Source organism: Mesorhizobium sp. NFR06 (genome assembly GCF_900115245.1).
GTDB lineage: Bacteria > Pseudomonadota > Alphaproteobacteria > Rhizobiales > Rhizobiaceae > Mesorhizobium.
Map to the genome: position 1 here is coordinate 236,903 of NZ_FOVT01000003.1, position 24,039 is coordinate 260,941.

At 63.3% G+C, this 24,039-nt stretch carries 24 protein-coding genes; 8 read left to right on the top strand and 16 right to left on the bottom strand.

The features are described from left to right. Positions 1 to 10 precede the first annotated feature (10 nt). Together F3H96_RS07890 and F3H96_RS07895 are read right to left on the bottom strand one after the other, a co-directional pair. The gene (locus F3H96_RS07890; RefSeq protein WP_149791382.1) at positions 11 to 889 is read right to left on the bottom strand and encodes an ABC transporter permease; all 879 of its coding nucleotides are present in this window, start codon (positions 887 to 889) and stop codon (positions 11 to 13) included. 242 nt (positions 890 to 1,131) lie between these two features. Next, complete coding sequence (locus tag F3H96_RS07895) at positions 1,132 to 1,923, bottom strand: ABC transporter ATP-binding protein (RefSeq protein ID WP_149791383.1); 792 nt, start codon at positions 1,921 to 1,923, stop codon at positions 1,132 to 1,134. Positions 1,924 to 2,051: 128 nt separating this feature from the next. Here F3H96_RS07895 and F3H96_RS07900 point away from each other — a divergent pair, with 128 nt between their 5' ends. Further along, complete coding sequence (locus F3H96_RS07900) at positions 2,052 to 2,456, top strand: cupin domain-containing protein (RefSeq protein ID WP_149791384.1); 405 nt, start codon at positions 2,052 to 2,054, stop codon at positions 2,454 to 2,456. A 26-nt stretch (positions 2,457 to 2,482) separates the two neighbouring features. On the opposite strand, the gene F3H96_RS07905 is transcribed toward F3H96_RS07900, so the two are convergent. The 3 genes from F3H96_RS07905 to F3H96_RS07915 all read right to left on the bottom strand — a co-directional run bounded on the left by F3H96_RS07905 (position 2,483) and on the right by F3H96_RS07915 (position 5,634). Further along, positions 2,483 to 2,860 (bottom strand): hypothetical protein, encoded by a 378-nt coding sequence (locus F3H96_RS07905; protein WP_149791385.1) that lies wholly within the window; start codon positions 2,858 to 2,860, stop codon positions 2,483 to 2,485. Positions 2,861 to 2,862: 2 nt separating this feature from the next. Next, the gene (gene hydA / locus F3H96_RS07910; RefSeq protein ID WP_149791386.1) at positions 2,863 to 4,314 is read right to left on the bottom strand and encodes a dihydropyrimidinase; all 1,452 of its coding nucleotides are present in this window, start codon (positions 4,312 to 4,314) and stop codon (positions 2,863 to 2,865) included. A 69-nt stretch (positions 4,315 to 4,383) separates the two neighbouring features. After that, positions 4,384 to 5,634 (bottom strand): Zn-dependent hydrolase, encoded by a 1,251-nt coding sequence (locus F3H96_RS07915; RefSeq protein WP_149791387.1) that lies wholly within the window; start codon positions 5,632 to 5,634, stop codon positions 4,384 to 4,386. Between F3H96_RS07915 and F3H96_RS07920 the strand changes: the two genes are divergently transcribed. Further along, positions 5,549 to 6,394, top strand: coding sequence for a TetR/AcrR family transcriptional regulator (locus F3H96_RS07920; RefSeq protein WP_244619934.1), 846 nt, complete (start codon positions 5,549 to 5,551; stop codon positions 6,392 to 6,394). The two genes, F3H96_RS07915 and F3H96_RS07920, sit on opposite strands and share 86 nt — an antisense overlap. Positions 6,395 to 6,497: 103 nt before the next feature. Here F3H96_RS07920 and F3H96_RS07925 read toward each other — a convergent pair whose 3' ends face one another. Further along, the gene (locus F3H96_RS07925) at positions 6,498 to 7,826 is read right to left on the bottom strand and encodes an aspartate aminotransferase family protein (protein ID WP_149791389.1); all 1,329 of its coding nucleotides are present in this window, start codon (positions 7,824 to 7,826) and stop codon (positions 6,498 to 6,500) included. Between the two features lie 232 nt (positions 7,827 to 8,058). Here F3H96_RS07925 and F3H96_RS07930 point away from each other — a divergent pair, with 232 nt between their 5' ends. Then, the gene (locus F3H96_RS07930) at positions 8,059 to 8,688 is read left to right on the top strand and encodes a TetR family transcriptional regulator C-terminal domain-containing protein (protein ID WP_149791559.1); all 630 of its coding nucleotides are present in this window, start codon (positions 8,059 to 8,061) and stop codon (positions 8,686 to 8,688) included. 295 nt (positions 8,689 to 8,983) lie between these two features. On the opposite strand, the gene F3H96_RS07935 is transcribed toward F3H96_RS07930, so the two are convergent. Beyond that, on the bottom strand, positions 8,984 to 9,856 hold the full coding sequence (locus tag F3H96_RS07935) for a helix-turn-helix transcriptional regulator (RefSeq protein ID WP_149791390.1): 873 nt from the start codon (positions 9,854 to 9,856) through the stop codon (positions 8,984 to 8,986). A gap of 103 nt (positions 9,857 to 9,959) precedes the next feature. Here F3H96_RS07935 and F3H96_RS07940 point away from each other — a divergent pair, with 103 nt between their 5' ends. After that, positions 9,960 to 10,805: an SDR family oxidoreductase gene (locus F3H96_RS07940; protein ID WP_149791391.1), complete on the top strand. Its 846-nt coding sequence runs from the start codon at positions 9,960 to 9,962 to the stop codon at positions 10,803 to 10,805. Next, positions 10,802 to 11,524, top strand: a complete 723-nt coding sequence (locus tag F3H96_RS07945; RefSeq protein ID WP_149791392.1) for an SDR family oxidoreductase — start codon at positions 10,802 to 10,804, stop codon at positions 11,522 to 11,524. Before F3H96_RS07940 ends, F3H96_RS07945 begins: the two co-directional genes overlap by 4 nt. 34 nt (positions 11,525 to 11,558) lie before the next feature. Here F3H96_RS07945 and F3H96_RS07950 read toward each other — a convergent pair whose 3' ends face one another. The 6 genes from F3H96_RS07950 to F3H96_RS07975 all read right to left on the bottom strand — a co-directional run bounded on the left by F3H96_RS07950 (position 11,559) and on the right by F3H96_RS07975 (position 16,928). Continuing rightward, complete coding sequence (locus tag F3H96_RS07950; RefSeq protein ID WP_149791393.1) at positions 11,559 to 11,936, bottom strand: DoxX family protein; 378 nt, start codon at positions 11,934 to 11,936, stop codon at positions 11,559 to 11,561. 62 nt (positions 11,937 to 11,998) lie between these two features. Further along, positions 11,999 to 12,457: a carboxymuconolactone decarboxylase family protein gene (locus tag F3H96_RS07955; protein ID WP_149791394.1), complete on the bottom strand. Its 459-nt coding sequence runs from the start codon at positions 12,455 to 12,457 to the stop codon at positions 11,999 to 12,001. Between the two features lie 30 nt (positions 12,458 to 12,487). Further along, entirely contained in the window at positions 12,488 to 13,006 is a 519-nt protein-coding gene (locus tag F3H96_RS07960; protein ID WP_149791395.1) for an Rrf2 family transcriptional regulator, read from the bottom strand. Positions 13,007 to 13,398: 392 nt separating this feature from the next. Continuing rightward, positions 13,399 to 14,712: an NAD-dependent dihydropyrimidine dehydrogenase subunit PreA gene (gene preA, locus F3H96_RS07965; protein ID WP_149791396.1), complete on the bottom strand. Its 1,314-nt coding sequence runs from the start codon at positions 14,710 to 14,712 to the stop codon at positions 13,399 to 13,401. A 2-nt stretch (positions 14,713 to 14,714) separates the two neighbouring features. Next, a complete protein-coding gene (locus F3H96_RS07970) occupies positions 14,715 to 16,079 on the bottom strand; it encodes an NAD(P)-dependent oxidoreductase (protein ID WP_149791397.1) in 1,365 nt (454 codons plus the stop codon). A 114-nt stretch (positions 16,080 to 16,193) separates the two neighbouring features. Next, positions 16,194 to 16,928, bottom strand: a complete 735-nt coding sequence (locus tag F3H96_RS07975; protein WP_149791398.1) for a gamma-glutamylcyclotransferase — start codon at positions 16,926 to 16,928, stop codon at positions 16,194 to 16,196. A gap of 176 nt (positions 16,929 to 17,104) precedes the next feature. On the opposite strand from F3H96_RS07975, the gene F3H96_RS07980 reads away from it, so the two are divergent. After that, entirely contained in the window at positions 17,105 to 17,881 is a 777-nt protein-coding gene (locus F3H96_RS07980; protein ID WP_149791399.1) for a VOC family protein, read from the top strand. Positions 17,882 to 18,010: 129 nt separating this feature from the next. On the opposite strand, the gene F3H96_RS07985 is transcribed toward F3H96_RS07980, so the two are convergent. After that, positions 18,011 to 18,499, bottom strand: coding sequence for a hypothetical protein (locus F3H96_RS07985; protein WP_149791560.1), 489 nt, complete (start codon positions 18,497 to 18,499; stop codon positions 18,011 to 18,013). A gap of 194 nt (positions 18,500 to 18,693) precedes the next feature. Between F3H96_RS07985 and F3H96_RS07990 the strand changes: the two genes are divergently transcribed. After that, positions 18,694 to 19,083, top strand: a complete 390-nt coding sequence (locus tag F3H96_RS07990) for a DoxX family protein (protein WP_149791400.1) — start codon at positions 18,694 to 18,696, stop codon at positions 19,081 to 19,083. 104 nt (positions 19,084 to 19,187) lie between these two features. On the opposite strand, the gene F3H96_RS07995 is transcribed toward F3H96_RS07990, so the two are convergent. Next, positions 19,188 to 21,614 (bottom strand): FAD-dependent oxidoreductase, encoded by a 2,427-nt coding sequence (locus tag F3H96_RS07995; protein WP_149791401.1) that lies wholly within the window; start codon positions 21,612 to 21,614, stop codon positions 19,188 to 19,190. Positions 21,615 to 21,681: 67 nt separating this feature from the next. Continuing rightward, positions 21,682 to 23,220, bottom strand: a complete 1,539-nt coding sequence (locus F3H96_RS08000; RefSeq protein WP_149791402.1) for a trimethylamine methyltransferase family protein — start codon at positions 23,218 to 23,220, stop codon at positions 21,682 to 21,684. Positions 23,221 to 23,431: 211 nt separating this feature from the next. Here F3H96_RS08000 and F3H96_RS08005 point away from each other — a divergent pair, with 211 nt between their 5' ends. Then, on the top strand, positions 23,432 to 24,022 hold the full coding sequence (locus F3H96_RS08005) for a transglycosylase SLT domain-containing protein (protein WP_149791403.1): 591 nt from the start codon (positions 23,432 to 23,434) through the stop codon (positions 24,020 to 24,022). Positions 24,023 to 24,039 lie beyond the last annotated feature (17 nt).

The following is a 24,039-nucleotide window of genomic DNA, read 5'->3' on the forward strand; positions in this document are numbered from 1 at the left end:
TTCGGAAACCTCATGCCGGCCTCCCGCCCATGGCGCGATCGACGAGTCGTCCGGCAATACCCACCACCATCACCAGCAGCGCGGCAACGATGGAGCCCGCAACCAAGGCCGACCAGATATCGACGGTCTGGCTGTAATAGGCGCCGGCGAGCAGCTTGGCGCCAATACCGGCAACGGCGCCCGTCGGCAGTTCACCGACGATGGCGCCAACCAGGCTTGCCGCCACCGCCACCTTCATCGAGGTGAAAAGGAACGGCACCGAAGCCGGCACACGCAGCTTCCAGAACGTTTGCGAGCGGCTGGCATTGTAGGTGTGCATCAAATCGAGATGCATGAGTTCGGGCGAGCGCAGGCCCTTCACCATGCCGACGGCGACGGGGAAGAACGACAGATAGGTCGAGATCAGCGCCTTCGGGATCAGGCCGGTGATGCCGACAGCCGCCAAAACCACGATGATCATCGGCGCCACCGCCAGGATGGGAATGGTCTGCGAGGCGATGATCCATGGCATCAGGCTGCGGTCGAGCGTCGCCACATGCACGATGCCCACGGCAATGACGATGCCGAGCGCGGTGCCGAAGGCAAAGCCGAGCAGCGTCGAGGACAGCGTCACCCAGGCGTTGTAGACCAGGCTGCGGTTCGAGGTGACGCTGCGCAGGAAGGTGTTTTCAAAGAAATTCACCGCCACCTGGTGCGGCGCCGGCAGCGTCGGCTTCGGCTGCGCCAGGGTCTTGCCGACGAATTCGACGACACCCGGCGTCTCATTGGCGCGGCTGTCGAGATCGCGCTGGAACGGCGCGTTGAGGATGACGGCGAAGACGTACCAGAGCACGACCACGCCGGCGAGGATGGCGGTCACGGGGAAGATCTTGGAGCGGAAGCTATCCATGGGCGCCCCCTCCTCTCCCCGCCGGGGAGAGGGTGGCCGGAGCGAAGCGAAGGCCGGGTGCCTTCGCTTTCGGTGCCGCAGCGCTCGTTCCTTTCGTCATCCTAGGGCGAAGCAGGCGCGAAGCCGCGCGCGTAGTGGGAGCCGCCCAACGCGATTTCGTCATCCTAGGGCGGAGCGACGCGAAGCGGAGCGCAGACCCTAGGATGACGACAGCGCGATCAGTCGCTCGCTCGCAAAGGCCCTCAATCATCATAGCTGTGCCCAGCCCTCAGCCCGTCGCGCACGCGCGCGGCGATCGCCAGGAATTCCGGCGTCTCGCGGATATCGAGCGGCCGCTTACTCGGCAGCGTGGATTCGATGATGTCGGTGACGCGGCCGGGTCGCGGCGACATCACCACGATGCGCGTCGACAGATAGACCGCCTCGGGAATCGAGTGGGTGACGAAGCAGATCGTCTTGTTGGTCCTGCCCCAGAGGTCGAGAAGCTGCTCGTTCAGATGGTCGCGCACGATCTCGTCCAGCGCGCCGAACGGCTCGTCCATGAGCAGCAGGTCGGCGTCGAAGGCCAGCGCGCGCGCGATCGAGGCGCGCTGCTGCATGCCGCCCGAGAGCTGCCAGGGATATTTCTTCTCGAAGCCGGAGAGGTTGACGAGTTCCATCGTGCGCTTGATGCGCTCGGCCTGTTCGGCCTGGCTGAGCCCGATGATCTCCAGCGGCAGCGCCACATTGCGCTCGATCGTTCGCCACGGAAACAGCGCCGCCGCCTGGAACACATAGCCGTAGGCCCGCTTCTCGCGCGCCTGTTCCGGCGTCATTCCGTTGACCGAGATTGTCCCCGATGTCGGCTTTTCGAGGTCGGCAATGACGCGCAGCAAGGTGGTCTTGCCGCAACCCGATGGGCCGATGAAGGAGACGAACTCACCTTTGCCGATGGTCAGATCGACATTGGACAGCGCCCGCACCGGACCGTCGTTGGTCTGGAAGGTGAGGTCGAGCTTGCTTGCCGAAACGACGGCTGGCGAATTCCCCGTCATCGGCTGGAGCCCGCCTTTTCCCACCGCTGCTGCGCAGGCCGGAATCCGATTGCATTTGTCGCGATGTTGTTTTCCACTCGCCCCGTCCCATTGGCCTTCCCGTCAGATTGACGCCCGGAGTTGCCCCGATGTCGCCCAAACCGACCTGTCATCTTATCCGCCCTGAAAGCACTTATGAAGGCAAGCAGGGGCTGAGCTATTTCGCCGGCATCGCCGCCGAGACCGTCGGCTCCTCCGGCATCTGCATGCATGTGCTCACCATGCCGCCCGGCGCCCGCGCCAAGGCGCATATGCATGAAAACCACGAGACGGCGATCTACGTGCTCTCCGGCGAAGTCCACACCTGGTACGGCGACCGGCTCGAGCATCACATCGTCGTCAAGGCCGGCGACCTGTTCTACATTCCGGCCGGCGTGCCGCATCTGCCTGCCAATCTGAGCGGCGCCCCGTCTTCGGCGGTCATCGCCCGCACCGATCCCAACGAACAGGAGAGCGTCGTCCTGCTGCCGGAACTGGATGCGCTGGTTGCCTGAAGTCGTCAAATGAGGAAAGCTGGCCGTCATCGGCACCGGGAGACTTCCCCGTAGACAGTGCCGTCCTCGTCAGCGATCACCAACTTCTTGGCGTTCTTGGGACTGCGCCTTATGGTGAATTGGACTGGCGACTGGCCGTCCTCGCCTTCCGCCTCGCACATCGACTTCACCACCAGCGAACCATCAGCCTGCGTCTTCTTCTCGGTGAAGGTGCAGGCGCTGGCGGCCGTGATCAGTTCCTTGTCGGTGACAAGCAGCATCCTATCGGCGGCGACTTGCTGGCCGTTTTTGTTGATGCAGCCATATTTGTCGCCATAAGACTTGGACAGGTCGATGCCGGCCGCGAAGGCCGGGACGGCGGCCAGAATTGCGGATGCCGCGATTGCCAGATGAATGGCGCGCACGCTCAGACCCCCGTCGCCGGAATGCCGGAGCGCTCGACCTTGCGCGGCGCCGAGATCTCCTTCCAGGTCGACAGCGCTCGGTTGACCGCCGCGTTCGGCTCGCGGGCGACGAACTCGCCATGGCCGATCTTGGCCTTCACCTCAGCCTCCTCGATCGAAAGCTCACCGCGCGAAAAGACGAAGCGCGGCAGGCCGGTGACCTCAAAACCTTCAAAGACGTTGTAGTCGATCACCGACTGCTGCTTCTTGGCCGTGATCGTCTTCTTGCGCTTCGGATCCCAGACCACGATGTCGGCGTCCGCGCCTTCGACGATCGCGCCCTTCCTCGGATACATGTTGAGTATCTTGGCGATGTTGGTCGAGGTCACCGCGACGAACTCGTTCATCGTCAGGCGTCCGGTGTTGACGCCGGTCGTCCACAGCACCGGCAAGCGGTCCTCGAGCCCGCCCGTGCCGTTCGGGATCTTAGTGAAATCGCCGACGCCGTTGCGCTTCTGCTCGGTGGTGAAGGAGCAGTGGTCGGTCGCCACCACCTGCAGCGACCCGGCCTGCAAGCCAGCCCAGAGCGAATCCTGGTGCAGCTTGTTGCGGAAGGGCGGGCTCATCACACGGCGCGCCGCGTGATCCCAGTCCTTGTTGAAATATTCGGTCTCGTCCAGTGTCAGGTGCTGGATCAGCGGCTCGCCATAGACGCGCATGCCCTTCTGGCGGGCGCGACGGATGGCTTCATGGCTCTGCTCGCACGAGACGTGTACGACATAGAGCGGCACGCCGGCCATGTCGGCGATCATGATGGCGCGGTTTGTGGCCTCGCCCTCCACTTCCGGCGGACGCGAATAGGCGTGGCCTTCGGGGCCGTTGTTGCCGGCGGCGAGCAGCTTTTGCGAAAGTGCTGCAACCACGTCGCCGTTCTCGGCATGGACCAGCGGCAGCGCGCCGAGGTCGGCGCAGCGCTGGAACGACGAATACATCTCGTCGTCGTCGACCATCAGCGCGCCCTTATAGGCCATGAAGTGCTTGAACGAGGTGATGCCTCGATCGACGACATCCGCCATCTCGTCGAACACCTGCTTGCCCCACCAGGTGATCGCCATGTGGAAGGAGTAATCGCAAGACGCCTTGGAGGTCTTGTTGTCCCACATCTGCAGCGCCTCGAGCAGCGACTGCTGCGGCGCAGGCAGGCAGAAATCGACGACCATGGTCGTGCCGCCGGAGAGTGCCGCGCGCGTGCCGGATTCGAAATCGTCGGCCGAATAGGTGCCCATGAAGGGCATTTCGAGATGGGTGTGCGGATCGATGCCGCCCGGCATGACGTAGCAGCCGGTAGCGTCGAACTCGTGATCGCCGTGCAGGTTCGAGCCGATGGCGACGATCTTGCCGTGCTGCATCAGCACGTCCGCCTTCCACGTGCGGTCGGCTGTGACGATGGTGCCGTTCCGGATGACTTTGGTCATTTTCTTGTTCCCATGTTCTGTCGCGCTTCTTTGCGAGCGGTTTTGGCGAGGCGATTTGGCTCTAGTCGGTCATTCTACGATTCCCGCCGTTTCGACCACCGCGTGGAACAAGACGTCGGCGCCCGCCGCCGCCCATTCTTTGCTGATCTCCTCGGCCTCATTATGGCTGAGCCCGCCGACGCAGGGACACATGACCATAGTCGCCGGCGCGACCTTGGCCGCCCAGCAGGCGTCGTGCCCGGCGCCTGAAATGATGTTCATGTGGCTGTAGCCCAGCTTTTCGGCTGCCGTGCGCACGCGGCCGACCAGCGTCGGATCGAAGGTCACCGGGTCGAAATGGCCCACAGCCTCGACCGAGCATTTGACGCCCAGCGCCTCGCAGATCTCCGGCGCTTCCTTCTCGATACGGGCGCGCATGCCGTCGAGCTTTGCCTGATCCGGCGAACGGATGTCGACGGTGAAGACGACGGTGCCCGGCAAGACGTTGCGCGAATTGGGCGAGAATTTCACCTGTCCGACTCCGCCGACGGCGCCGGGCTGGTTTTCCATGGCGACAGTCTGCACCATCTCCAGGATGCGGGCCATGGCGAGGCCGGCATTGACGCGCATGTTCATCGGCGTCGAGCCGGTATGCGCCTCCCTGCCGGTCAGCGTGAATTCCAGCCACCACAGGCCCTGGCAGTGGGTCACCACGCCGATCTGCTTGTTCTCGGCCTCGAGGATCGGCCCCTGCTCGATGTGGTACTCGAAATAGGCATGCATCTTGCGCGCGCCGACCTTCTCGTCGCCCACCCAGCCGATCCGCTTCAGCTCGTCGCCGAAAGAGGCGCCATCGAGATCCTTGCGGGCGTAGGCGTAATCGAGCGTATGCATGCCGGCGAACACGCCCGAGGCGAGCATGGCCGGCGCGAAGCGTGCGCCCTCCTCGTTGGTCCAATTGGTGACGACGATCGGATGCTTCGTCTTGATGCCGAGATCGTTGAGCGAGCGCACGACCTCCAGGCCTGAGAGCACGCCGAGCACACCGTCATATTTGCCACCGGTGGGCTGGGTATCGAGGTGTGAGCCGACATAGACGGGCAGTGCGTCCAGATCGGTGCCGGCGCGCGTCATGAACATGGTGCCCATCTGATCGACGCCCATCGAGAGCCCGGCCTCGTCGCACCAGGACTTGAACAATTCGCGCCCTTGCTTGTCGGAATCGGTGAGCGTCTGGCGATTGTTGCCGCCGGCAATGCCGGGGCCGATCTTCGCCATCTCCATGATGGAATCCCACAAGCGGTCTGAATTGATTCGCAGATTTTCGCCGGGTGCGGCCATTTGCGGTTCCCATTTTCACCAGGGGTCTTGTCGCCCCTTGAGTGGTTTGCATCCTGACCGTATGGTCAGCTTTCAGACTACACAACCTGACCAAGCGGTCAACGAGAATCTTGGGGAAGACATGAGCGAACTCACCCGCCCCATGCGGCGCCAGGACATAAGGCGGGAGAATGAGAAAGCCATTCTGCTTGCCGCCGAAAAAGTCTTCGCGGAGGCCGGGTTTGGCGGCGCCACGATGCAGCTGATCGCCGATCTGGCAGGGCTGCCAAAGGCAAATCTCCACTATTATTTCGCCACCAAGGAAGAACTCTACCGGTCCGTCGTCCAGAACATTTTTGAGATCTGGCTGCAGGCGGCCAATTGCTTCGACGTGGCGCGCGGCCCGGTGGACGGCATCAGCGCCTATATCGACGCCAAGATGGAAATATCGCGCCGCCACCCGGACGGTTCGAAAGTCTGGGCCTCGGAAGTGATGCACGGCGCGCCGGTGCTTCAGGACTATATGGAATCGACGCTGCGCGAATGGACCGACGGCCGCGTCGAGATCATCAGGCGCTGGATCGAGGAAGGCCAGATGGATCCGGTGGACCCGCGCCATCTACTCTACATGCTTTGGGCCACGACCCAGCATTACGCCGATTTCGGCCATCAGATCGAGACGCTCAATGGCGGCAAATCCCTGTCCGACCGGCAATGGCGGGAAGCCAAGGAAAATATCAAACGGGTGATCCTGAAAGGTATAGGCGCACTGCCCGCTTGAATTATCACGTCGCCTTCGAGGTCAGGTCGGCGCGTCGCCCGCGCCCCGGCCGTTCGCGGCGCGGACACCCTCCCTCGACCGGGGGGTATCCGCGCCTGGTTGGTCAATCGATCGACCTCAAAACATCCCGAACATGGTCGATCAGCTCGTTGATCTGGCCCTTGGTGATGATCAGCGGCGGCGACAGCGCGATGATGTCGCCGGTGGTGCGGATCAGCGCGCCGCGCTCGAACGCCTTCACGAAGGCCGAGAACGCCCGCTTGGTTGGGCTGCCGGCGATCGGCGCCAGCTCGATCGCGCCGATCAGGCCGATGTTACGGATGTCGATGACGTGTGGCTCGCCCTTCAGCGAATGCAGCGCATCTTCCCAATAGGGCGCCAGTTCCTCGCCGCGCGTCAGCAGGCCCTCTTCCTTATAGGTGTCCAAGGTGCCCAGCGCGGCGGCGCAGGCGATCGGATTGCCCGAATAGGTGTAGCCGTGGAAGAACTCGATCATGTGCTCGGGGCCGGTCATGAAGGCGTCGTGGATTTCCTTCTTCACGAACACCGCGCCCATCGGGATGACGCCGTTGGAGACGCCCTTGGCTGTGGTCATGATGTCCGGCGTGACGCCGAAATAGTCCGCCGCGAACGCCGCGCCGAGGCGACCGAAACCGGTGATCACTTCATCGAAAATCAACAATATGCCGTGCTTGGTGCAGATTTCCCGAAGCTTCTGCAGATAGCCCTTCGGCGGCAGGATGACGCCGGTGGAGCCGGCGACCGGCTCGACGATGACGGCTGCGATGGTCGAGGCATCGTGCAGCGCGACGAGACGCTCGAGCTCATTCGCCAGTTCCGCGCCATGTTCCGGCACGCCCTTCGAGAAGGCGTTCTTTTCCGGCAGATGCGTATGCGGCAGGTGGTCAACGCCGCCGAGCAGCGTGCCGAACATCTTGCGGTTGCTGACGATGCCGCCGACCGAGATGCCGCCGAAATTGACGCCGTGATAGCCGCGCTCGCGGCCGATCAGGCGGGTGCGCGAGCCCTCGCCCCTGACACGATGATAGGCGATCGCCATCTTGAGCGCGGTGTCGACCGATTCCGAACCGGAATTGGTGAAGAAGACGTGGTCCATGCCCTTCGGCGCGATATCGACCAGGCGGTTCGCCAGCTCGAACACGATCGGGTGGCCCATCTGGAAGGCCGGCGCGTAGTCGAGCTCGGCCGCCTGATGCTGAATGGCTTCGGTGATCTTCGGCCGGCAGTGGCCGGCATTCACGCACCACAAGCCGGCGGTGCCGTCGAGCACCTTGCGGCCGTCGCTGGTCGTGTAGTGCATGTCCTTGGCGGACACGAACATGCGCGGCGCCTGCTTGAACTGGCGATTTGCCGTGAACGGCATCCAGAATGCGCTGAGATCGTTCGGCGTGACTTTCAGCCGGTTGGACATGACCAAGACTTCCCCTTGTAACCTGTTTCGGTGCGGCCAACGCTTGGTCTTCGCTGCGTTTTCGTGCTACGCAAAATTTTGACCGGTTGGACAAACGTTAGCGCCGCCTGTCGGCGCTCAAGGGATTACTAGCGGAAATGCCGCATAGAAAGCGCGCTCCACAGCCCAAGGAAAAACTGGTCCAGACAATTGGTCCAGACAGTCGGCACGACCTGCAAGGATGACGGACGCGATGGAAGGCTCCGCTCCCCGCCGCACCCGCATCCAGCAGGAAAAGCGCGAGCTCATCCTGGAAGCCGCCCTCGAAGTCTTCTCCACCAACGGTTTTCGCGGCTCGACCATCGACCAGATCGCCGAGGCCGCCGGCATGTCGAAGCCGAACCTCCTCTATTACTTCCGCCGCAAGGAAGACATTCACGAGACGTTGATGCAGCGGCTCCTGGACACCTGGCTGGCGCCGCTGCGCGAACTCGACGACATCGGCGATCCGTTGACGGAGCTCAGAAGCTACATCCGCAGGAAGCTTGAAATGGCGCGCGATTTCCCGCGCGAAAGCCGGCTGTTCGCCAATGAGATCCTGCAGGGCGCGCCGCGCATCAAGCCGATGTTGGAGGGCGAACTCAAATCGCTGGTCGACGAGAAGGCCGCCGTCATCAAGGGCTGGATGCGCGCCGGCAAGATCGCCCGCACCGATCCCTGGCACCTGATCTTCTCGATCTGGGCGACGACGCAGCATTACGCCGATTTCGACGTCCAGGTGCGCGCCGTGCTCGGCGAGGATCGCGGCGGCGATGGCCGCTTCGAGGACGCGGCACGGTTCCTGGAGCAGCTGTTCCTCGACGGGCTGAAGCCGAAGGGCTAACGTCTCGTCATGACGGATCAACGGGCTTGAGCACTTGCGAGCCGTTGGTTGTTGCGGCCCGTGGAGATTGACCGAAGCCTCTCAGCTTCGTCATCCACGGGCGGAGCAAGGAGCGTAGCGACGCAGCGCAGACCCGAGGATCCATTCCGTGACTTCAGCGCGCCGCTGCGGTGCAGAATTCTGCTCCGCTGCGCCCTTCGATCAAGGTAACGGAATGGATCCTCGGGTCTCCGCGGCCGCTTCGCTCCCGCTCCGCCCGTGGATGACGAAGTTGAGAGGTTGCCGCCGCCCAACTTCAGGCGCTGCGCTTCTCAGCAGGCTGCGCCTCCAGCAGCTTCTTGAGCTTGGCAACCGAGTTGTGCTCGGCGAGCGGCGTGTAGACGATCAATCGCATATCCGAACCGTCGTCGATCGACAGGCTCATATGCTCGAACGTCATCGCACCGGCGATCGGGTGGCGCAGATGCTTCAGGCCGGATAGGCGATGCACCACATCGCGCTGTGGCCACCATTCACGGAACTCGGGACTTGAGCGCATCATCAGCGCGATCAGCCGCTCGAAATCCGGATCGCCGACATATTTCGCGCTCTCGGCGCGGAACGCGGCAAGGGTTGCGCGCGCCAGTTGTTCCCAGTCGACCAGCAGGTGGCGCCATTGCGGATCGGTGAACAGGCCATGGATGATGTTGCGGGCGTCGCCTTCCAGCAAGCCGTAGTCGCCAAAAATGGCAACGGCCGCGTCATTCCACGCCAGCACGTCCCAGCGCGGGCCGACGACATAGGCGGGTTGCAGGACCAGACTCTGCAACATGTGCAGCAGCGGCCCCTCGACCTTCGCCTGCACGATGCGACGCCGCTCCGGCTGCTGGCGGCCGGCGAGCGTGAACAGATGCCGCCGCTCGGCCGTGTCGAGCCGCAGCGCCTCGCATAGTGCGGTCAGCACCTCGACCGAGGGCCGCACGTCCCTGCCCTGCTCCAGCCAGGTATACCAGGTCGTGCCGACCCCGGCGATCATCGCCACTTCCTCGCGCCTTAGCCCGGGCGTGCGTCGCCGCTGCCCGGCGGCGATGCCGGTATCCGACGGCGAGAGCCTCTCGCGGCGCGAGCGCAGGAACGCGCCGAGCTCGCGGCGGCGATGATCTTCAGGGGAATGGGAAACGGCTTCCATGAGCTTATTATAGCAGTACCGATACCAGGATAAAGTTTGAACTGTTTGAGATGCGCCTGGTGTCCCATCTTTGCGTTCAGAGCAGCGTAAGGAGGCTCTGAACATGGAACTCAAGGACAAGACGATTCTCATCACCGGCTCGACCGACGGGGTCGGTCGCGTGGTCGCCGAAAGGCTGGGCGCCGCCGGCGCCCGCGTGCTGCTGCATGGCCGCGATGAAGGCCGCGGCAAGGCGACCGTAGCTGCCATAGAGGCAAAAGGTGGCAAGGCGGAATTTCTCGCCGCCGACCTCGCTTCGCTTGCCGAAGTGCGCCGCCTCGCCGAAGCCGTTCGCAAAAGGACAGATCGGCTCGATATCCTGATCAACAATGCCGGCGTCGGCACAGGCGGCCAGGGCGCCAAACGGCAGGTCAGCGCCGACGGATATGAACTGCGCTTCGCCGTCAACTATCTCGCTGGTTTCCTGCTGACATCGGAACTCTTGCCGCTGCTCAAGGCAAGCACACCGGCGCGCATCGTCAATGTCGCTTCGGCCGGCCAGCAGGCGATCGATTTCGACGACGTCATGCTGACGCAAGGCTATAGCGGCGTGCGCGCCTACTGCCAGAGCAAACTGGCGCAGATCCTGTTCACCGTCGACCTGGCGGAACAGCTCGAAGGCACCGGCGTCACCGTCAATGCCTTGCATCCGGCCAGCTACATGGACACGACCATGGTCCGCCAGGCGGGCATCACGCCGTGGAGTTCGGTCGAGACCGGCGCCGACGCCATCCTCAACCTGGCGACCTCGCCGGCGCTCGAAGGACGCAGCGGCCGCTATTTCGACGGCCAACGGGAATCGCGCGCCGACGCCCAGGCCTATGACCAAAAATCGCGTCGCCGGTTGCGCGCGCTTAGCTTCGACCTGACTGGGCGCCTATCTTCAAAGTCCAAGGAACAGCAATCATGAGCGAGACCATCGAACATTGCGTGATCATCGGCGGCTCGTCCGGCATCGGCCTCGCCACGGCCAAGCGGCTGGTCAGCCCTGCGATGAAAGTGACGATCACCGGCCGCGACGAGGAGAAGCTCAAGGGAGCCTGGAAGGCCCTTGGCGGCGCCGTCGGCAAGGCCGCTTTCGATGCAAGCAGGCCAGACGAGGTCCGGCGCTTCTTCGACGGCCTCGGACCGTTCGATCATCTCGTTCTCGCCGCCAGCGGCGGCAAGGGGCTCGGGCCGTTCGCGACGCTCGACCTCGCCGATATCGGCAGCGGCGTCGATGAGAAGATCAGGCCGCAGCTGGCTTGCCTGCAGGCTGCCCTGCCCATCTTGAACAAGACAGGCTCGGTTACTTTCATCTCGGCTGTCTCGGCGCAGCTCGCGGCGCCCGGGGTCGCCGGCATCGGAGCCATCAACGGCATGTTGCTCACCGTGGCGCCGATCCTTGCGGTCGAGCTGAAGCCGCTACGCGTCAATGTCGTGGCGCCCGGCGTCATCGACACGCCATGGTGGGATTTCCTGGCGGACGACCAGCGTCAGGCGGTGTTTGCCGAGTATGCCGGCAAGACGCCGGTCGGCCGCATCGGCCGCGCCGAGGACGTCGCCGACGCGATAGCCTTCCTGGTCTCCAACGGCTTCATGACCGGCCAGGTGCTGACCTGCGACGGCGGCCTGCGCTTTGCGGCGTGACGGACGCGCCATGGCGGCTGCTTTGCGGCAGCCGCTACGCCGCTTGCGCGATCAGCGCCATGAACCCGCCAGCCAAGGCGACATTACCGACGAAGCCGTTGATGCGAGAGGCTCGATCCGGGCCCTGGTGGTTCCAGAAATTGTGGAACATCGGCGTCGCCGCGATCAGGAACAGGATCAGGCAGGCCGCCGCCAGTGCGGTCCATATGCCAGCGATCACCAGCGAGCCCGCTACGACTTGCAAAACGATGCCCAGTGATAGAACCAGCCTCGCCTGCGGCACGCCACGCGCGGTCATCAATGAGGCGACCAGGTTTCTGTTTTGAATGTTGCGCAGGCCGGCGAAGACGAAAGCGCCGCCGAGCAGCAGGCGAGCGGCCAACAGGATCTCGTTTTGAAAACTCTCAAACATGTCGTTGATCTCGCGAACGAAAACGCGCGGGCCTGCAACAGGCCCGCGCGTCGGCAAAACGCTCAGGCAGCCTTGGCGGCCGGCATCGGATGGATGGCATGGAAGGACACGCAGAGCCGGTTCCAAGTGTTGATCATGCCGATCACCACCGTCAACTTGACCAGCTCCTCCTCCGAGAAATGCTCGAGCGTGCTCGCGTAGAGATCGTCCGGAACGCCGTTGTCGGAGATGTTCGTCACCTTCTCGGTCCAGGCGAGCGCGGCGCGCTCGCGCTCGGAAAACAGCGGCGATTCCTTCCAGGCAGCGACGAGATAGAGCCGGGTCTCGGTCTCGCCGTCGCGCCGCGCCTCGCGGCTGTGCATCTCGACGCAATAAGAGCAGCCATTGATCTGCGAGGCCCGGAGCTTGACGAGGTGCATCAGGCCTACCTCGAGCCCGCACTCCTCGACCGCCGAGTTGAGCGCCGATACCGCCTTCATGATTTGCGGCGCCTTGGCGAAAAATTGCAGCCTCTGTTTCATTGTTTTTGCCTTTCACATCTGTTTGGCGGGTTAAATCCGTTTGGTTGAACCGGTTTTCTGCGGCCGCTGGTGCTGTGCGACAAAAGCGCAACTCGCGGCAAACGAGCGTGGATCGCCCTCCGCCGCGTAATTCGCCACGATGTCGGACAGTCTTGTTTCGGCGAGCGCCGCCCGGTAGGCGCGCTCGGCCTTCAGCATCGCGGCATTGATGCCGCACGGTTTGACATAGGCCGAGGCATCGATCTTGACCGGGCCGTTGCGGCGGATTTCGCCGCAGCGGAACGCAGGCTCGGGCCCTTCGACGGCCAGCACGATATCGAGCAGCGTGATGCGTTCGGCAGGCCGCGCCAGCCTGTAGCCACCCGCCGGGCCCGGCACCGATTCCAGGATACGCGCCGCCGTCAGCATATTGAGATGCTTCAGGAGATAGCTCGGCGACAGGCCAAAGCACTCCGCCAAGGCAGCCCCCGGCATGGTGCTGTTGCCGTCCACGCTTGCGAGCGTAGCCGCGCAGTGAATGGCTGCCTCGACGCCTTCACCCAGTTTCACGGTGCTGATATCCTATTCATGGATATCTTTTATCATGGATAAATTTTATCTGCAATAAGAAAATGGAGTGTCCTCTGCTTTCGAAACGACAATACGTCGGTGATTGGCGAAATCGGCGAGGACTGCGTCTTTCGCCCCGTCACATACGAGGAGAAATGCCCGGCAGGGCAATGAGGGGCAGCGCCAACTGAGACCGTACAAAATCGCCCTGTGCGAACACACAGGACGATTGCGCCAGATCGTCAGTGATGCATGAGATGCGGCAGCGACTGGTGCGCAGGTTATCTCAAAAGGTAGCGCTGCCCCTCATCCGCCTGCCGGCACCTTCTCCCCGTATTGTGACGGGGAGAAGGGAAGCTGCTGCGCCCTCGGCGCTCTTCTCGTGACGAAACCTACTCCGCCGCCACCTTGGCCATCGGATTGTTCGGGTGCGTCGTCCAGTTGGCGTAGATCGGCGACACCGGCTTGCCGGTGCGCTGGTCCATCGCGCCGGCCGGCAGCGGCTCCATGGTGATGCAACCTTCGACCGGGCAGACATTGACGCAGAGATTGCAGCCGACACATTCGGCCTCGATCACCTCGAAATGCCTGACACCATCAACCATGCTGGTGATCGCCTGGTGCGAGGTGTCCTCGCAGGCGATGTGGCAGCGGCCGCATTTGATGCAGGCATCCTGGTCGATCCGCGCCTTGGCGACGTAGTTGAGGTTGAGATACTGCCAGTCGGTGACGTTGGGGGTCGCGCGACCGATGATGTCGGACAGCGAGGCATGGCCTTTCTCGTCCATCCAGTTCTCGAGCCCGGCGATCATCTCCTGGACGATCTTGAAACCGTAGGTCATGGCCGCGGTGCAGACCTGCACATTGCCGGCGCCGAGCGCCATGAATTCGGCGGCGTCACGCCAAGTGGTGATGCCGCCGATGCCCGAGATCGGCAGGCCATGCGTTTCCGGGTCCCGCGCGATCTCGGCCACCATGTTCATGGCGATCGGCTTCACCGCCGGGCCGCAATAGCCGCCATGCGAGCCCTTGCCGTCGATGGTCGGCTGCGGCGCGAAACTGTCGAGATCGACGCCGGTGATCGAGTTGATCGTGTTGATCAGCGACACCGCGTCCGTGCCGCCGGCGTGCGCGGCCCGCGCCGGCTTGCGGATGTCGGTGATGTTGGGCGTGAGCTTGGTGATCACCGGCATGCGCGTGTACTGCTTGCACCAGCGCACCACCATCTCGATGTATTCGGGCACCTGGCCGACCGCCGAACCCATGCCGCGCTCGCTCATGCCGTGCGGACAGCCGAAATTGAGCTCGATACCGTCGGCGCCGGTCTCTTCGACCAACGGCAGGATCGCCTTCCAGCTCTCCTCCACGCAAGGCACCATGATCGAGGCGATCAGCGCCCGATCAGGCCAGTTCATTTTCACCTGCTTCATTTCGCGCAGATTGGTCTGCAGGTCGCGGTCGGTGATCAGCTCGATGTTGTTGAGGCCGAGCAGGCGGCGATCGGCGCCCCAGATCGCGCCGTAGCGCGGGCCGTTGACGTTGACGACCGGCGGCCCCTCTTCGCCCAGCGTCTTCCACACCACGCCGCCCCAGCCGGCCTTGAAGGCGCGCTCGACATTGTAGGCCTTGTCGGTCGGCGGCGCCGAAGCCAGCCAGAATGGATTGGGCGACTTGATGCCGACGAAGGTGTTGCGGATGTCTGCCATGCTCATGCCCTCCCGTTAGAGGTCAGTGCCCGGTGGATGGATTCAGCCGCGTCGCGGCCCTGCGCCACTGCCGAAACCGTCAAGTCGTCGCCGCCGAAGATGCAGTCACCGCCGGCCCAGACTTTCGCCAGCGAGGTGCGGCCCTCGGCGTCGACCTTGATGCGTCCGCCTTCGAGCTCGATCGAGGCGACGCTGCCGTCGAGGTGAGCCGGCACGAAACTCTGGCCGATCGCCTTGAACACCTGGTCTGCCGCGAGCGTCAGCCGTTCGCCGGTGCCGGCGAGCTTGTCGCCATCCATAGCAGTATATTCGAGCTCGATCGCCGACACCTTGCCGTTCTCGGCAATGACGCGCCTCGGCTGCAGCCAGTGGCGGATGGTGACGCCATTGGCGGCGGCCAGATCCTGCTCGAAGCCGGAAGCGTTCATATGCTCCTGGCCGCGCCGGTAGCAGATCGTCACCTCCTCGGCGCCGAGCAGCTTCGACTGCACCGCGGCGTCGATCGCCGTCATGCCGCCGCCGATGACGACGACGCGCCGGCCGACCGGCAGGCCGGAAAGGTCGCTTGCCTGGCGAAGCTCGGCGATGAACTCGACCGCATTGGTGACGCCATCGGCGTCCTCGCCTTCGGCGCGCAGCGCATTGACGCCGCCGAGCCCGAGGCCGAGGAACACCGCGTCGTAGTTGCGCATCAGGTCGGCCAGTTGGAAGTCGCGGCCGAGCGCCTTGCCGTTCTGGATGTCGATGCCGCCGATCGCGGTGACATAGTCGACCTCGGCCTGGGCGAAATCGTCGACGCTCTTATAGGCGGCGATGCCATATTCGTTGAGGCCGCCGGCCTTCGGCCGCGCCTCCAGGATCGTCACGTCATGGCCGTGGCGGGCAAGTCGATGCGCCGCCGCCAGCCCCGCCGGCCCGGCGCCGACCACCGCGACCGTCTTTCCGGTTGGTTCGGCGCGTTTGTAGAATTGCTTGCCCTCGCTCATGGCGACGTCGGTCGCATAGCGCTGGAGCCGGCCGATCTGCACCGGCTTGCCTTCTGCCACTTCACGCACGCAGACTTCTTCGCACAGCGTCTCGGTCGGGCAGACGCGGGCGCACATACCGCCGAGGATGTTCTGGTCGAAAATGGTCTTGGCCGAGCCCAGCGGATTGCCCGTCGCGATCTGCCGGATGAAAAGCGGAATGTCGATCGAGGTCGGGCATGCATTCATGCACGGCGCGTCGTAACAGAAATAGCAGCGATCGGACTCGACCAGCGCCTCGTGATGATCGAGCGGTGGATGCAGGTCGGAAAAATTGTCGGCATACTCCTCGGCCGACAGCCTGCCGCCGGCAATGCCTTCGATGAAATGACCAATCGCCATTCCAGTTCCCCTTGTTGTTGTTTTGGGGAAGGCTAGCACGTTTTATTTTTTTATCAATTGGTCAATTTTCGGCCAAGCCACTGTAATGTCTACATAAAAACATGATAATCCTACTCATGTTATCGCGGCAACTTCCACGGCCGGCCGTTCGCCGCTTGCGATCCTGTGCCCGTGGATCGATCGGATCTCGTCCGCGACCAGTCCCTGCAGTCGCCACAGATTGCGGTCGTGGATGCCGAATGTCTCGAGGTGGCTGACGGTGTTGTAGAGGTACTCGGCGCCGGAGCCGACATGGCCGCAGGCACGCGCCAGCACCCAGGCCACCTTTTCCAGCGGCTGCCCCAACGAAGTGCCGTTACCGGTCACGCCAACCCAAAAACCCAGCGCCCGCAGCCGACCTTGCGCCGTGCGCACCGGAACCCATCTCACAGAACTGATGCTCTCGTCGTCGCCGACTTCACGTCGCAGCAGTCTTTCGATCTGTGCCGGCTTTTCACCATCCGGCAGGCGGTAGATGACGCCGTCGCATCGACCGCCGCGTTCCAGCGCCATCATCAGCCCCGGCTGCGCGGCGCTGCCCCTCCAGCGGACGATGTCGAGGCAGAACGAGCGATGCCAGCCGTAGGCCGAGGCGCGTCGTTGCTCGACGGAGTCGAAGGCCGGCTTCCAGATCAGCGAGCCATAGGCGAACACCCATAGCGGACCTTCGTCGGCTTCGCCGGACAGGCGCGTGGCGAGATCGCGGAAATCATCATCGCTCAATTGCGTCCAGCTGCCATCGGGACCAGGGTCGACCTCCTCCCGGTGGCACAGAGCGACGAGCTCTGGCGTGAGCGACATTCGACGCATGAAGACAGCCCCTCTTTGAGGGCAGCAAAGTCGAAAAGCGCCGGACACGCAAGATCGTAGTCCCGGCCGCCTTGCCGTCTGCGATTTCCGACCCAGATGTCGGATTTCTGTCGCCAATGTCGTCCTAGGATGGATCGAACGATGATCGCTGCCTGAACCGGTGAGGAGACCGACCAATGCCTGATACCCCAAAGCCCTTCTTCTGGTACGAACTGATGACCACCGACCTCGACGCCGCCGAGGCTTTTTACACCGCCGTCGTCGGCTGGAGGGCCGAGCCCTTCGACAAGGCGCCGGGCATGCCGCGTTACATCGTCATGAATTCCGCCGTGCGCGGCGTCGGCGGGCTGATGACCATACCGGAAGACGCCGCCAAGATGGGCATGCCGCCGGCATGGCTCGGCTATATCCACACCAAGGATGTCGACGCTTCGACGAAGGCGCTCCAGGAAGCAGGCGGTGCGGTGCATCGCGCGCCGGACGATATCCCAGGCGTCGGCCGCTTCGCGGTCGTTGCCGACCCGCAGGGGGCGACCTTCATGTTCCTGCAGCCCAACCAGCCCGAGCAGCCGCCGGTGCCGGCGACCACGCTTGGCCATGTCGGCTGGCACGAACTTTACACCTCGGACTGGAAAGCAGCCTTCGACTTTTATTCCAGCCAGTTCGGCTGGGAGAGCGCCGGCCAGTTCGACATGGGCGAAATGGGCATCTACCAGACATTCGGCGCCGGTCCCGAATCCGGCGGCGGCATTATGAACAAGCCGCCGCAGATCCCGGTTCCGGTCTGGCAGTTCTATTTCAATGTCGATGCCATCGACGCTGCCGCCAAGCGTGTCACCGACAACGGCGGCAAGGTGCTGATGGGACCGATGGAGGTGCCCAGCGCGCAGTGGATCGTCCAATGCCAGGACCCGCAAGGCGCGCATTTCGCATTGCTCGCCCCGGTGAGGTAGCGGCGCCTGGAGCGCTCACCGTTTCACGCAAACGGCGAACCGCTCTATCTCTTTGTTTTGACGCAATTCCGCACGGAAAACCGCTCACACTTTTCCTGGAATTGCTCTAGCCGATCGGCTGGCGCCGGATCACTCCGGCGTCAGCACCGCCACTTTCAGATCGGCCTTTTTCGCACCGCTGAGCTGGATGATGGCCGCGCCGCCGGCGAGCTTGAAGCGCACGCTCTTGCGAATTCCCGGGCAGGTCTTCACGCCGCTGAAACCCGCCGGCTTCACGACATGGCCGTCCTGGACGACATCGATCCAGGCCTCATCGGACAGGCTGAACTGGAGCTCGCCTTCAGGTGGTACGAGCACGCTTGCCTTTGCGCCGAACGTTCCGGATGCCGGTGCGCGGCCCGGCGGCACGTCAAAGCTGATCGTGTCCACCGCCGCCAGGGAGAAATCCACCGCTTGCCCGACAGCGAGCGTGGCGCCGGACTGCGCGGCAGGCGCCGCCGGAAACAGGGACTGCTCGCGCGTGACCGGCCATTTGAAGGCATCGCAACCGGCATCGCCGGCCATGGCGAAGCTCGTGCCTGCGAGGATTGCGAATAGGCTGATGGCGACTTTTTTCATGGCACCGGAACTCGCATGGTTTGGTGAATCGACAATACATCTATACAACCATAGCGATATAAATGCAACCAATGCGAGAAGAAATGTGGACTGACCATTTCCACTCACCGATTGTTGATGGCAGGCCATGGGAAGTGAATGGTCCGTTGCGGGGCGGTAATTTATGGCCGACCGGGGGTAAAATGGAGTTTTACATGAAGCTTTTCGAACGCCTTGCTCAGTACCGGCCGCAGGCGCTGGGCGTGCTGCGCATCATGACCGCCTCGCAGTTCATCGAACATGGCTCGCAGAAGCTGTTCAACTTCCCGGTCAGTGCCGAGCCGCACGTCCTCACCGGACTGACGACGGCTGCAGGCATTCTCGAATTCGCCGGCGGCATTTTGCTGGCGCTTGGCCTTTTCACCCGCCCGGTTGCGTTCCTTCTGGCCGGAGAAATGGCAATCGCCTATTTCATGGCGCATTTCCCGCGCGATTTCTTCCCCGTCAACAATGGCGGCGACTCGGCAATCTCCTTCTGCTTCATCTTCCTCTATCTGATCTTCGCCGGTGCCGGCGCCTTCGCGCTGGACAACCGCAGAAGCTGACAAGGATGCGCAACAGTGCATGTCGCCCAAAAGTGCTCAGTGGTTTTGGGATAACGACATGCACAAATCAAGAATCTGAAGCGCATCGGCGAAGCCGCGGCGCTTCAGGCGCGCATCCGCTCGAAATTGGCGTCGAACAGCGGTGTCGCCTGAATGCGCGCCGCATGGCGCTTGCCGAGGATCTCGATCTCGAAACCGTCCGGCTTGTCCGCGATGTCCTTCGGCACATATCCCAGCGCCACCGACTTCTTCGAATGATGAGCATAGCCGCCGGATGTGACCCAGCCACGCACGACGCCGTCATGCCAGATTGCCTCGTCGCCGATCACATCGGCATCGTCTGCCTCGACGATGAAGGCGCGCAGCCGAAGCTTGCCGCCCTCTCTGCGCTCGGCAAGCGCCGCTTCCTTGCCGATGAAATCGGCGTCCTTGCCATACGCGACGAAGCGGTCGAGCCCGGCCTCTAGCGGCCCATAGATCGGCCGGTATTCGCGCGCCCATGAGCCGTAGTTCTTTTCAAGTCTCAACGCATTGAGGGCGCGCGAGCCGAACAAGCCGACGCCGAATTCCTCACCTGCTGCGATCAGCGCCTGATAGGCGGCGCGCTGATATTCCGGCGCCACCCAGACCTCGTAGCCGAGATCGCCGGTATAGCTGACGCGACCGACGAGGCACGGCGCCATGCCGATATCCATCCTGGCCACCGCCATGAACGGAAACGCCGCGTTGGAAACGTCGGCGCGGGTGACCTTGGACAGAACGTCCCTCGCCTTCGGTCCGGCGATGGCGAGACCCGTGAGCTTGTGCCCCAGCGCCTCGATATGCACCGAACCGTCGCTCGGCAGATACGCTTCGAACCAGCGCATATGGTATTGCTCGGCGATGCCGGAGCCGGCGATGAACCACTCGCTGCGGTCGATGTTGGCAAGCGTGAAATCGCCGATCAGCTTGCCGTCGTCCTTCAGCATCGGCGCCAGCGTCATGCGCCCGAGCTTGGGCAGCTTGCAGGCAAGCATCCGGTCGAGCCAGGCGGCCGCACCATCTCCCGTCACCCTGTATTTGGCGAAGTTCGAAATCTCCGACAGGCCGACACCGTTGCGTACGGTCGCGACCTCCTTGCTGACATGTTCGAAATCGGTCGAACGTCGCCACGAGAACTCGTCCCTGACCCCTTCCGGCGCATACCAGAGCGGCACTTCGAGCCCGTAGGACACGCCCCATTGCGCGCCCTTGGCCGACAGCGTGTCGTAGATCGGCGTCGTCTTCAGCGGACGCCCGGCCGGCAGTTCCTCGTTCGGGAAACGGATCGAGAAGCGGCGCGAATAGTTCTCGCGTACCTTGGCATTGGTATAGGCCATCGTCGCCCAGTCGCCATAGCGCGCCACGTCCATCGCCCAGATGTCGGCGCCGGGGTCGCCCTCGATCATCCAGTTGGAGAGCGCCAGGCCGACGCCGCCACCCTGGCTGAAGCCCGCCATGACGCCGCAGGCGACCCAGAAGCCCGGCAGGCCGCGTACCGGGCCGACCAGCGGATTGCCGTCGGGCGCGAAAGTGAAGGGGCCGTTGATGATCTGCTTGATGCCGGTCTTCTGGAAGGCGGGGAAATGACGGAAGCCGACTTCCAACGACGGCGCGATGCGGTCGATGTCGGGCTCCAGCAGCTCGTGGCCGAAATTCCACGGTGTGGAGAATTCGGACCACACCTTGTTGGCCTTCTCGTAGGTGCCCATCAGCATGCCGCCGCGTTCTTGGCGGAGATACAGCTCGCCGTCGAAATCGACGGCGTGGATGATCTCCGTGCCGGTCTTCTTGTTCCAGTCGGCGACCTCCGGCATATCCTCGGTGATCAGGTACATGTGCTCCATGGCCAAGACCGGCAGCTCGAGCCCGACCATGCGGCCGACCTCGCGGGCCCACAGCCCGCCGGCATTGACGACATGCTCGCTCACCACCTCGCCCTTGTTGGTGATGACGCGCCACAGGCCGTCCGGCCGGCGCACGATATCCTCGACCTTGGTGAAGCGTTCGACCTCGGCGCCCAGCTTGCGCGCGGCCTTGGCGTAAGCATGCGTCACGCCGGACGGGTCGAGATGGCCGTCTTCCTTGTTGCGCACCGCGCCGACGAATTGCTTCGGATCGATGAGCGGCATCAGTTCGGCCGCCTCCTTCGCCGAGATGACTTCGAGGTCGATGCCGAGGTAGCGGCCCTTCGAAACGACGCCGCGTAGCCAGTCGAGCCGCGCCTCGGTCGCGGCCAGAAGCACGCCGCCGGTGAGGTGCACGCCAGTCGCCTGTCCCGAAAGCTCCTCGATCTCCTTGTAGAGGTTGATCGTGTACTTCTGCAGCTTGGCGACGTTGGGGTCGCCATTGATGGTGTGCATGCCGCCCGCCGCATGCCAGGTCGACCCGGAGGTCAGCTCATCGCGCTCCAGAAGCACGACGTCGGTCCAGCCGTGCCGGGCAAGATGGAACAGCACCGAGCATCCGACGACGCCACCGCCGATGACCACGACCTTTGCATGCGACTTCATGAGTTTCTTCTCGTTAATTCAGTGAGTTGGGATGATGAATTGAATCAGAAAGGCAGCCCCAAGGAACTCACGGATCGCCCTGCCCGATCGCTTCCTTGCGGCGCGCCATATAGGCTTCGAGCGCCTCGCGCACGGCGGGATCCATGACCGGCTGGACATACTCCTCCAGCGCTTTCTTCCAAAGCCGCGTCGCGCGCGCGGTCGTGTCGAGCGCGCCGGCTTCCTGCCAGGCTTCGTAATTCTGCCAATTGGAAAGCATGGGCTGGTAGAACGCGGTGGCATAGCGCTCCAGCGTATGCGGCTCGCCAAAGAAATGGCCGCCGGTCGGCACCGCACCCAGCGCCTCCACGGCAAGCTCGCTCTCATCGACCACGATCGGCCGCAGGAATTCCATCATGTGCTGGATCATCTCGACGTCGATGATGAACTTTTCGAACGACGCCGTCAGCCCACCTTCCTGCCAGCCGGCGGCATGGTAGACGAGATTGCCGTGGCCGAGCACCGCGCCCCACAAGGCCATCAGCGTCTCGTAGGCGCCTTGCGCATCGGCGGCATTGGAAGCCGAGCCCGGCGTCGTGCGATACGGCAATTTATAGCGCCGCGCCAACTGCCCCGAGGCGATATTGGCCTTGGTGTTTTCCGGCGTGCCGAAGGCCGGTGCGCCCGACTTCATGTCGACATTGGAGGTGAAGGCGCCATACATCACCGGCGCGCCTGGCCGCACCAGTTGCGTCAGCACGACGCCGAACAGCGCTTCGGCATTCTGCTGCGCCAGCGCCCCGGCAAGCGTCACCGGGCTCATCGCTCCCATCAGCGTGAACGGCGTCACCGCCACCGACTGGCCGAACTCGGCCATCGTCATAAGCCCTTCCGCCATCATCTCGTCGAAGCGGCGCGGCGAGTTGACCGAGATGATGGTGGTGACGCCGGGATCATCGCGCATCTCGTCGAGCGTCAGCCCGCGCGAGATCGCCATCATCTCGATGCCGTCCAGCGCCCTGCCCCTGCCAATCGCCGAAACGTGGAAGCATTTGTCGGTCAGCGTCAGATTGGCGAAGTAGGTGTCCATATGCCTGGTGTTCGCCGGCAGCTCGATCGGCGCGCAGACCTGGTTGCCGAGCATGTGGATGCAGTTGAAATGCTGCGCCAGCCGCACGAGGTCCGAGTAGTCGGCGAGGTTGCCGGCGCGGCGGCCGCGCTCCATGTCGTGCACATTGGGCGGTCCTGCCACCAGTGTGAAGTTGATGGTGCTGCCGCCGAGATGGATGGCATGTGCCGGATTGCGGGGCCTCAGCGTATAGGTAGAGCGCGTCATCCTCAGCGCTTCCTCGACCATGCCGCGATCGACGCGCACGTTCATCGAGCCGTGGTCGACGTTGGCGCCGGCGCGCTCGAACAGCGACAGTGCCCGCGCGTTCATCACCTCGATGCCGAAGTTTTCCAGGATATGCATCGATGCCTGGTGGATGGCTTCGATCTGGTCGGCCGACAGCAGCGCCATCGGCGGGTAAGGATTCTCCACCCGTCGCAGAGGTAGTTGCGGGATGGCGGCTGGCCCGCGATTGCTGGTGCGCTCGGCGCCGCGCTTGCGTCTTGGCTCGGTCATACGTGCATCAGAACGCCGGCTCGTTGTCTGAGCTGTCAGGAATTCGCCATTTGCCGGCGTGATTTTAGCCAAGGCGGCATTTTTCAAACCAGACAGAAAGGATAGCGACATAAGAAGTCGTAATATCGATACTCGTTTTTTCGGGCCTTCCGCGCCGGCGTTAAGGAACCGCGCAACACTCCCTTTATGATTTCGGCCTATTCGTCTTCCAATGTATAGGTCGAGTTTTACTAAAATTGTCGCTGTGTCTGTGCTGCTGGCGCTTTCGGCCTGCGCGACGGCGCCCAGCCACATCAACAATGTCTGTGCCGTCTTCGACCAGAATGACGGCTGGTTCGACAACTGGCAGTCCGCCGCCGAGCGAACCGAGCAGAAATACGGCATTCCCGTTCCCGTGCTGATGGCGACGGTGCGCAAGGAATCCGGCTTCAAGAGCAATGCCCGCCCGCCGCGCACCAAGCTGCTCGGCTTCATCCCGTGGACGCATATCTCCTCGGCGACCGGCTTCTCGCAGGCGCTCGACGGCACCTGGTCGCAATATCAGAACGAGACCGGCAACTGGGCGGCGCGGCGAACCAAATTCGCCGATGCCGTCGATTTCGTCGGCTGGTACCATTCCAAAACCGCCGACACCTTCGGCGTCGCCCGCAACGACACCTATAATCTCTACCTAGCCTATTATCTCGGCTGGACCGCCTATGGTCGCGGCAATCGCGGCGATGCCGGTGTGCAGAGCTATGCCCGCGCAACCGACAAGATGGCCCGTGACTACGCAGCGCAGCTGCAGCAATGCGGAAATTGACGGCAGCGTCGGATTGA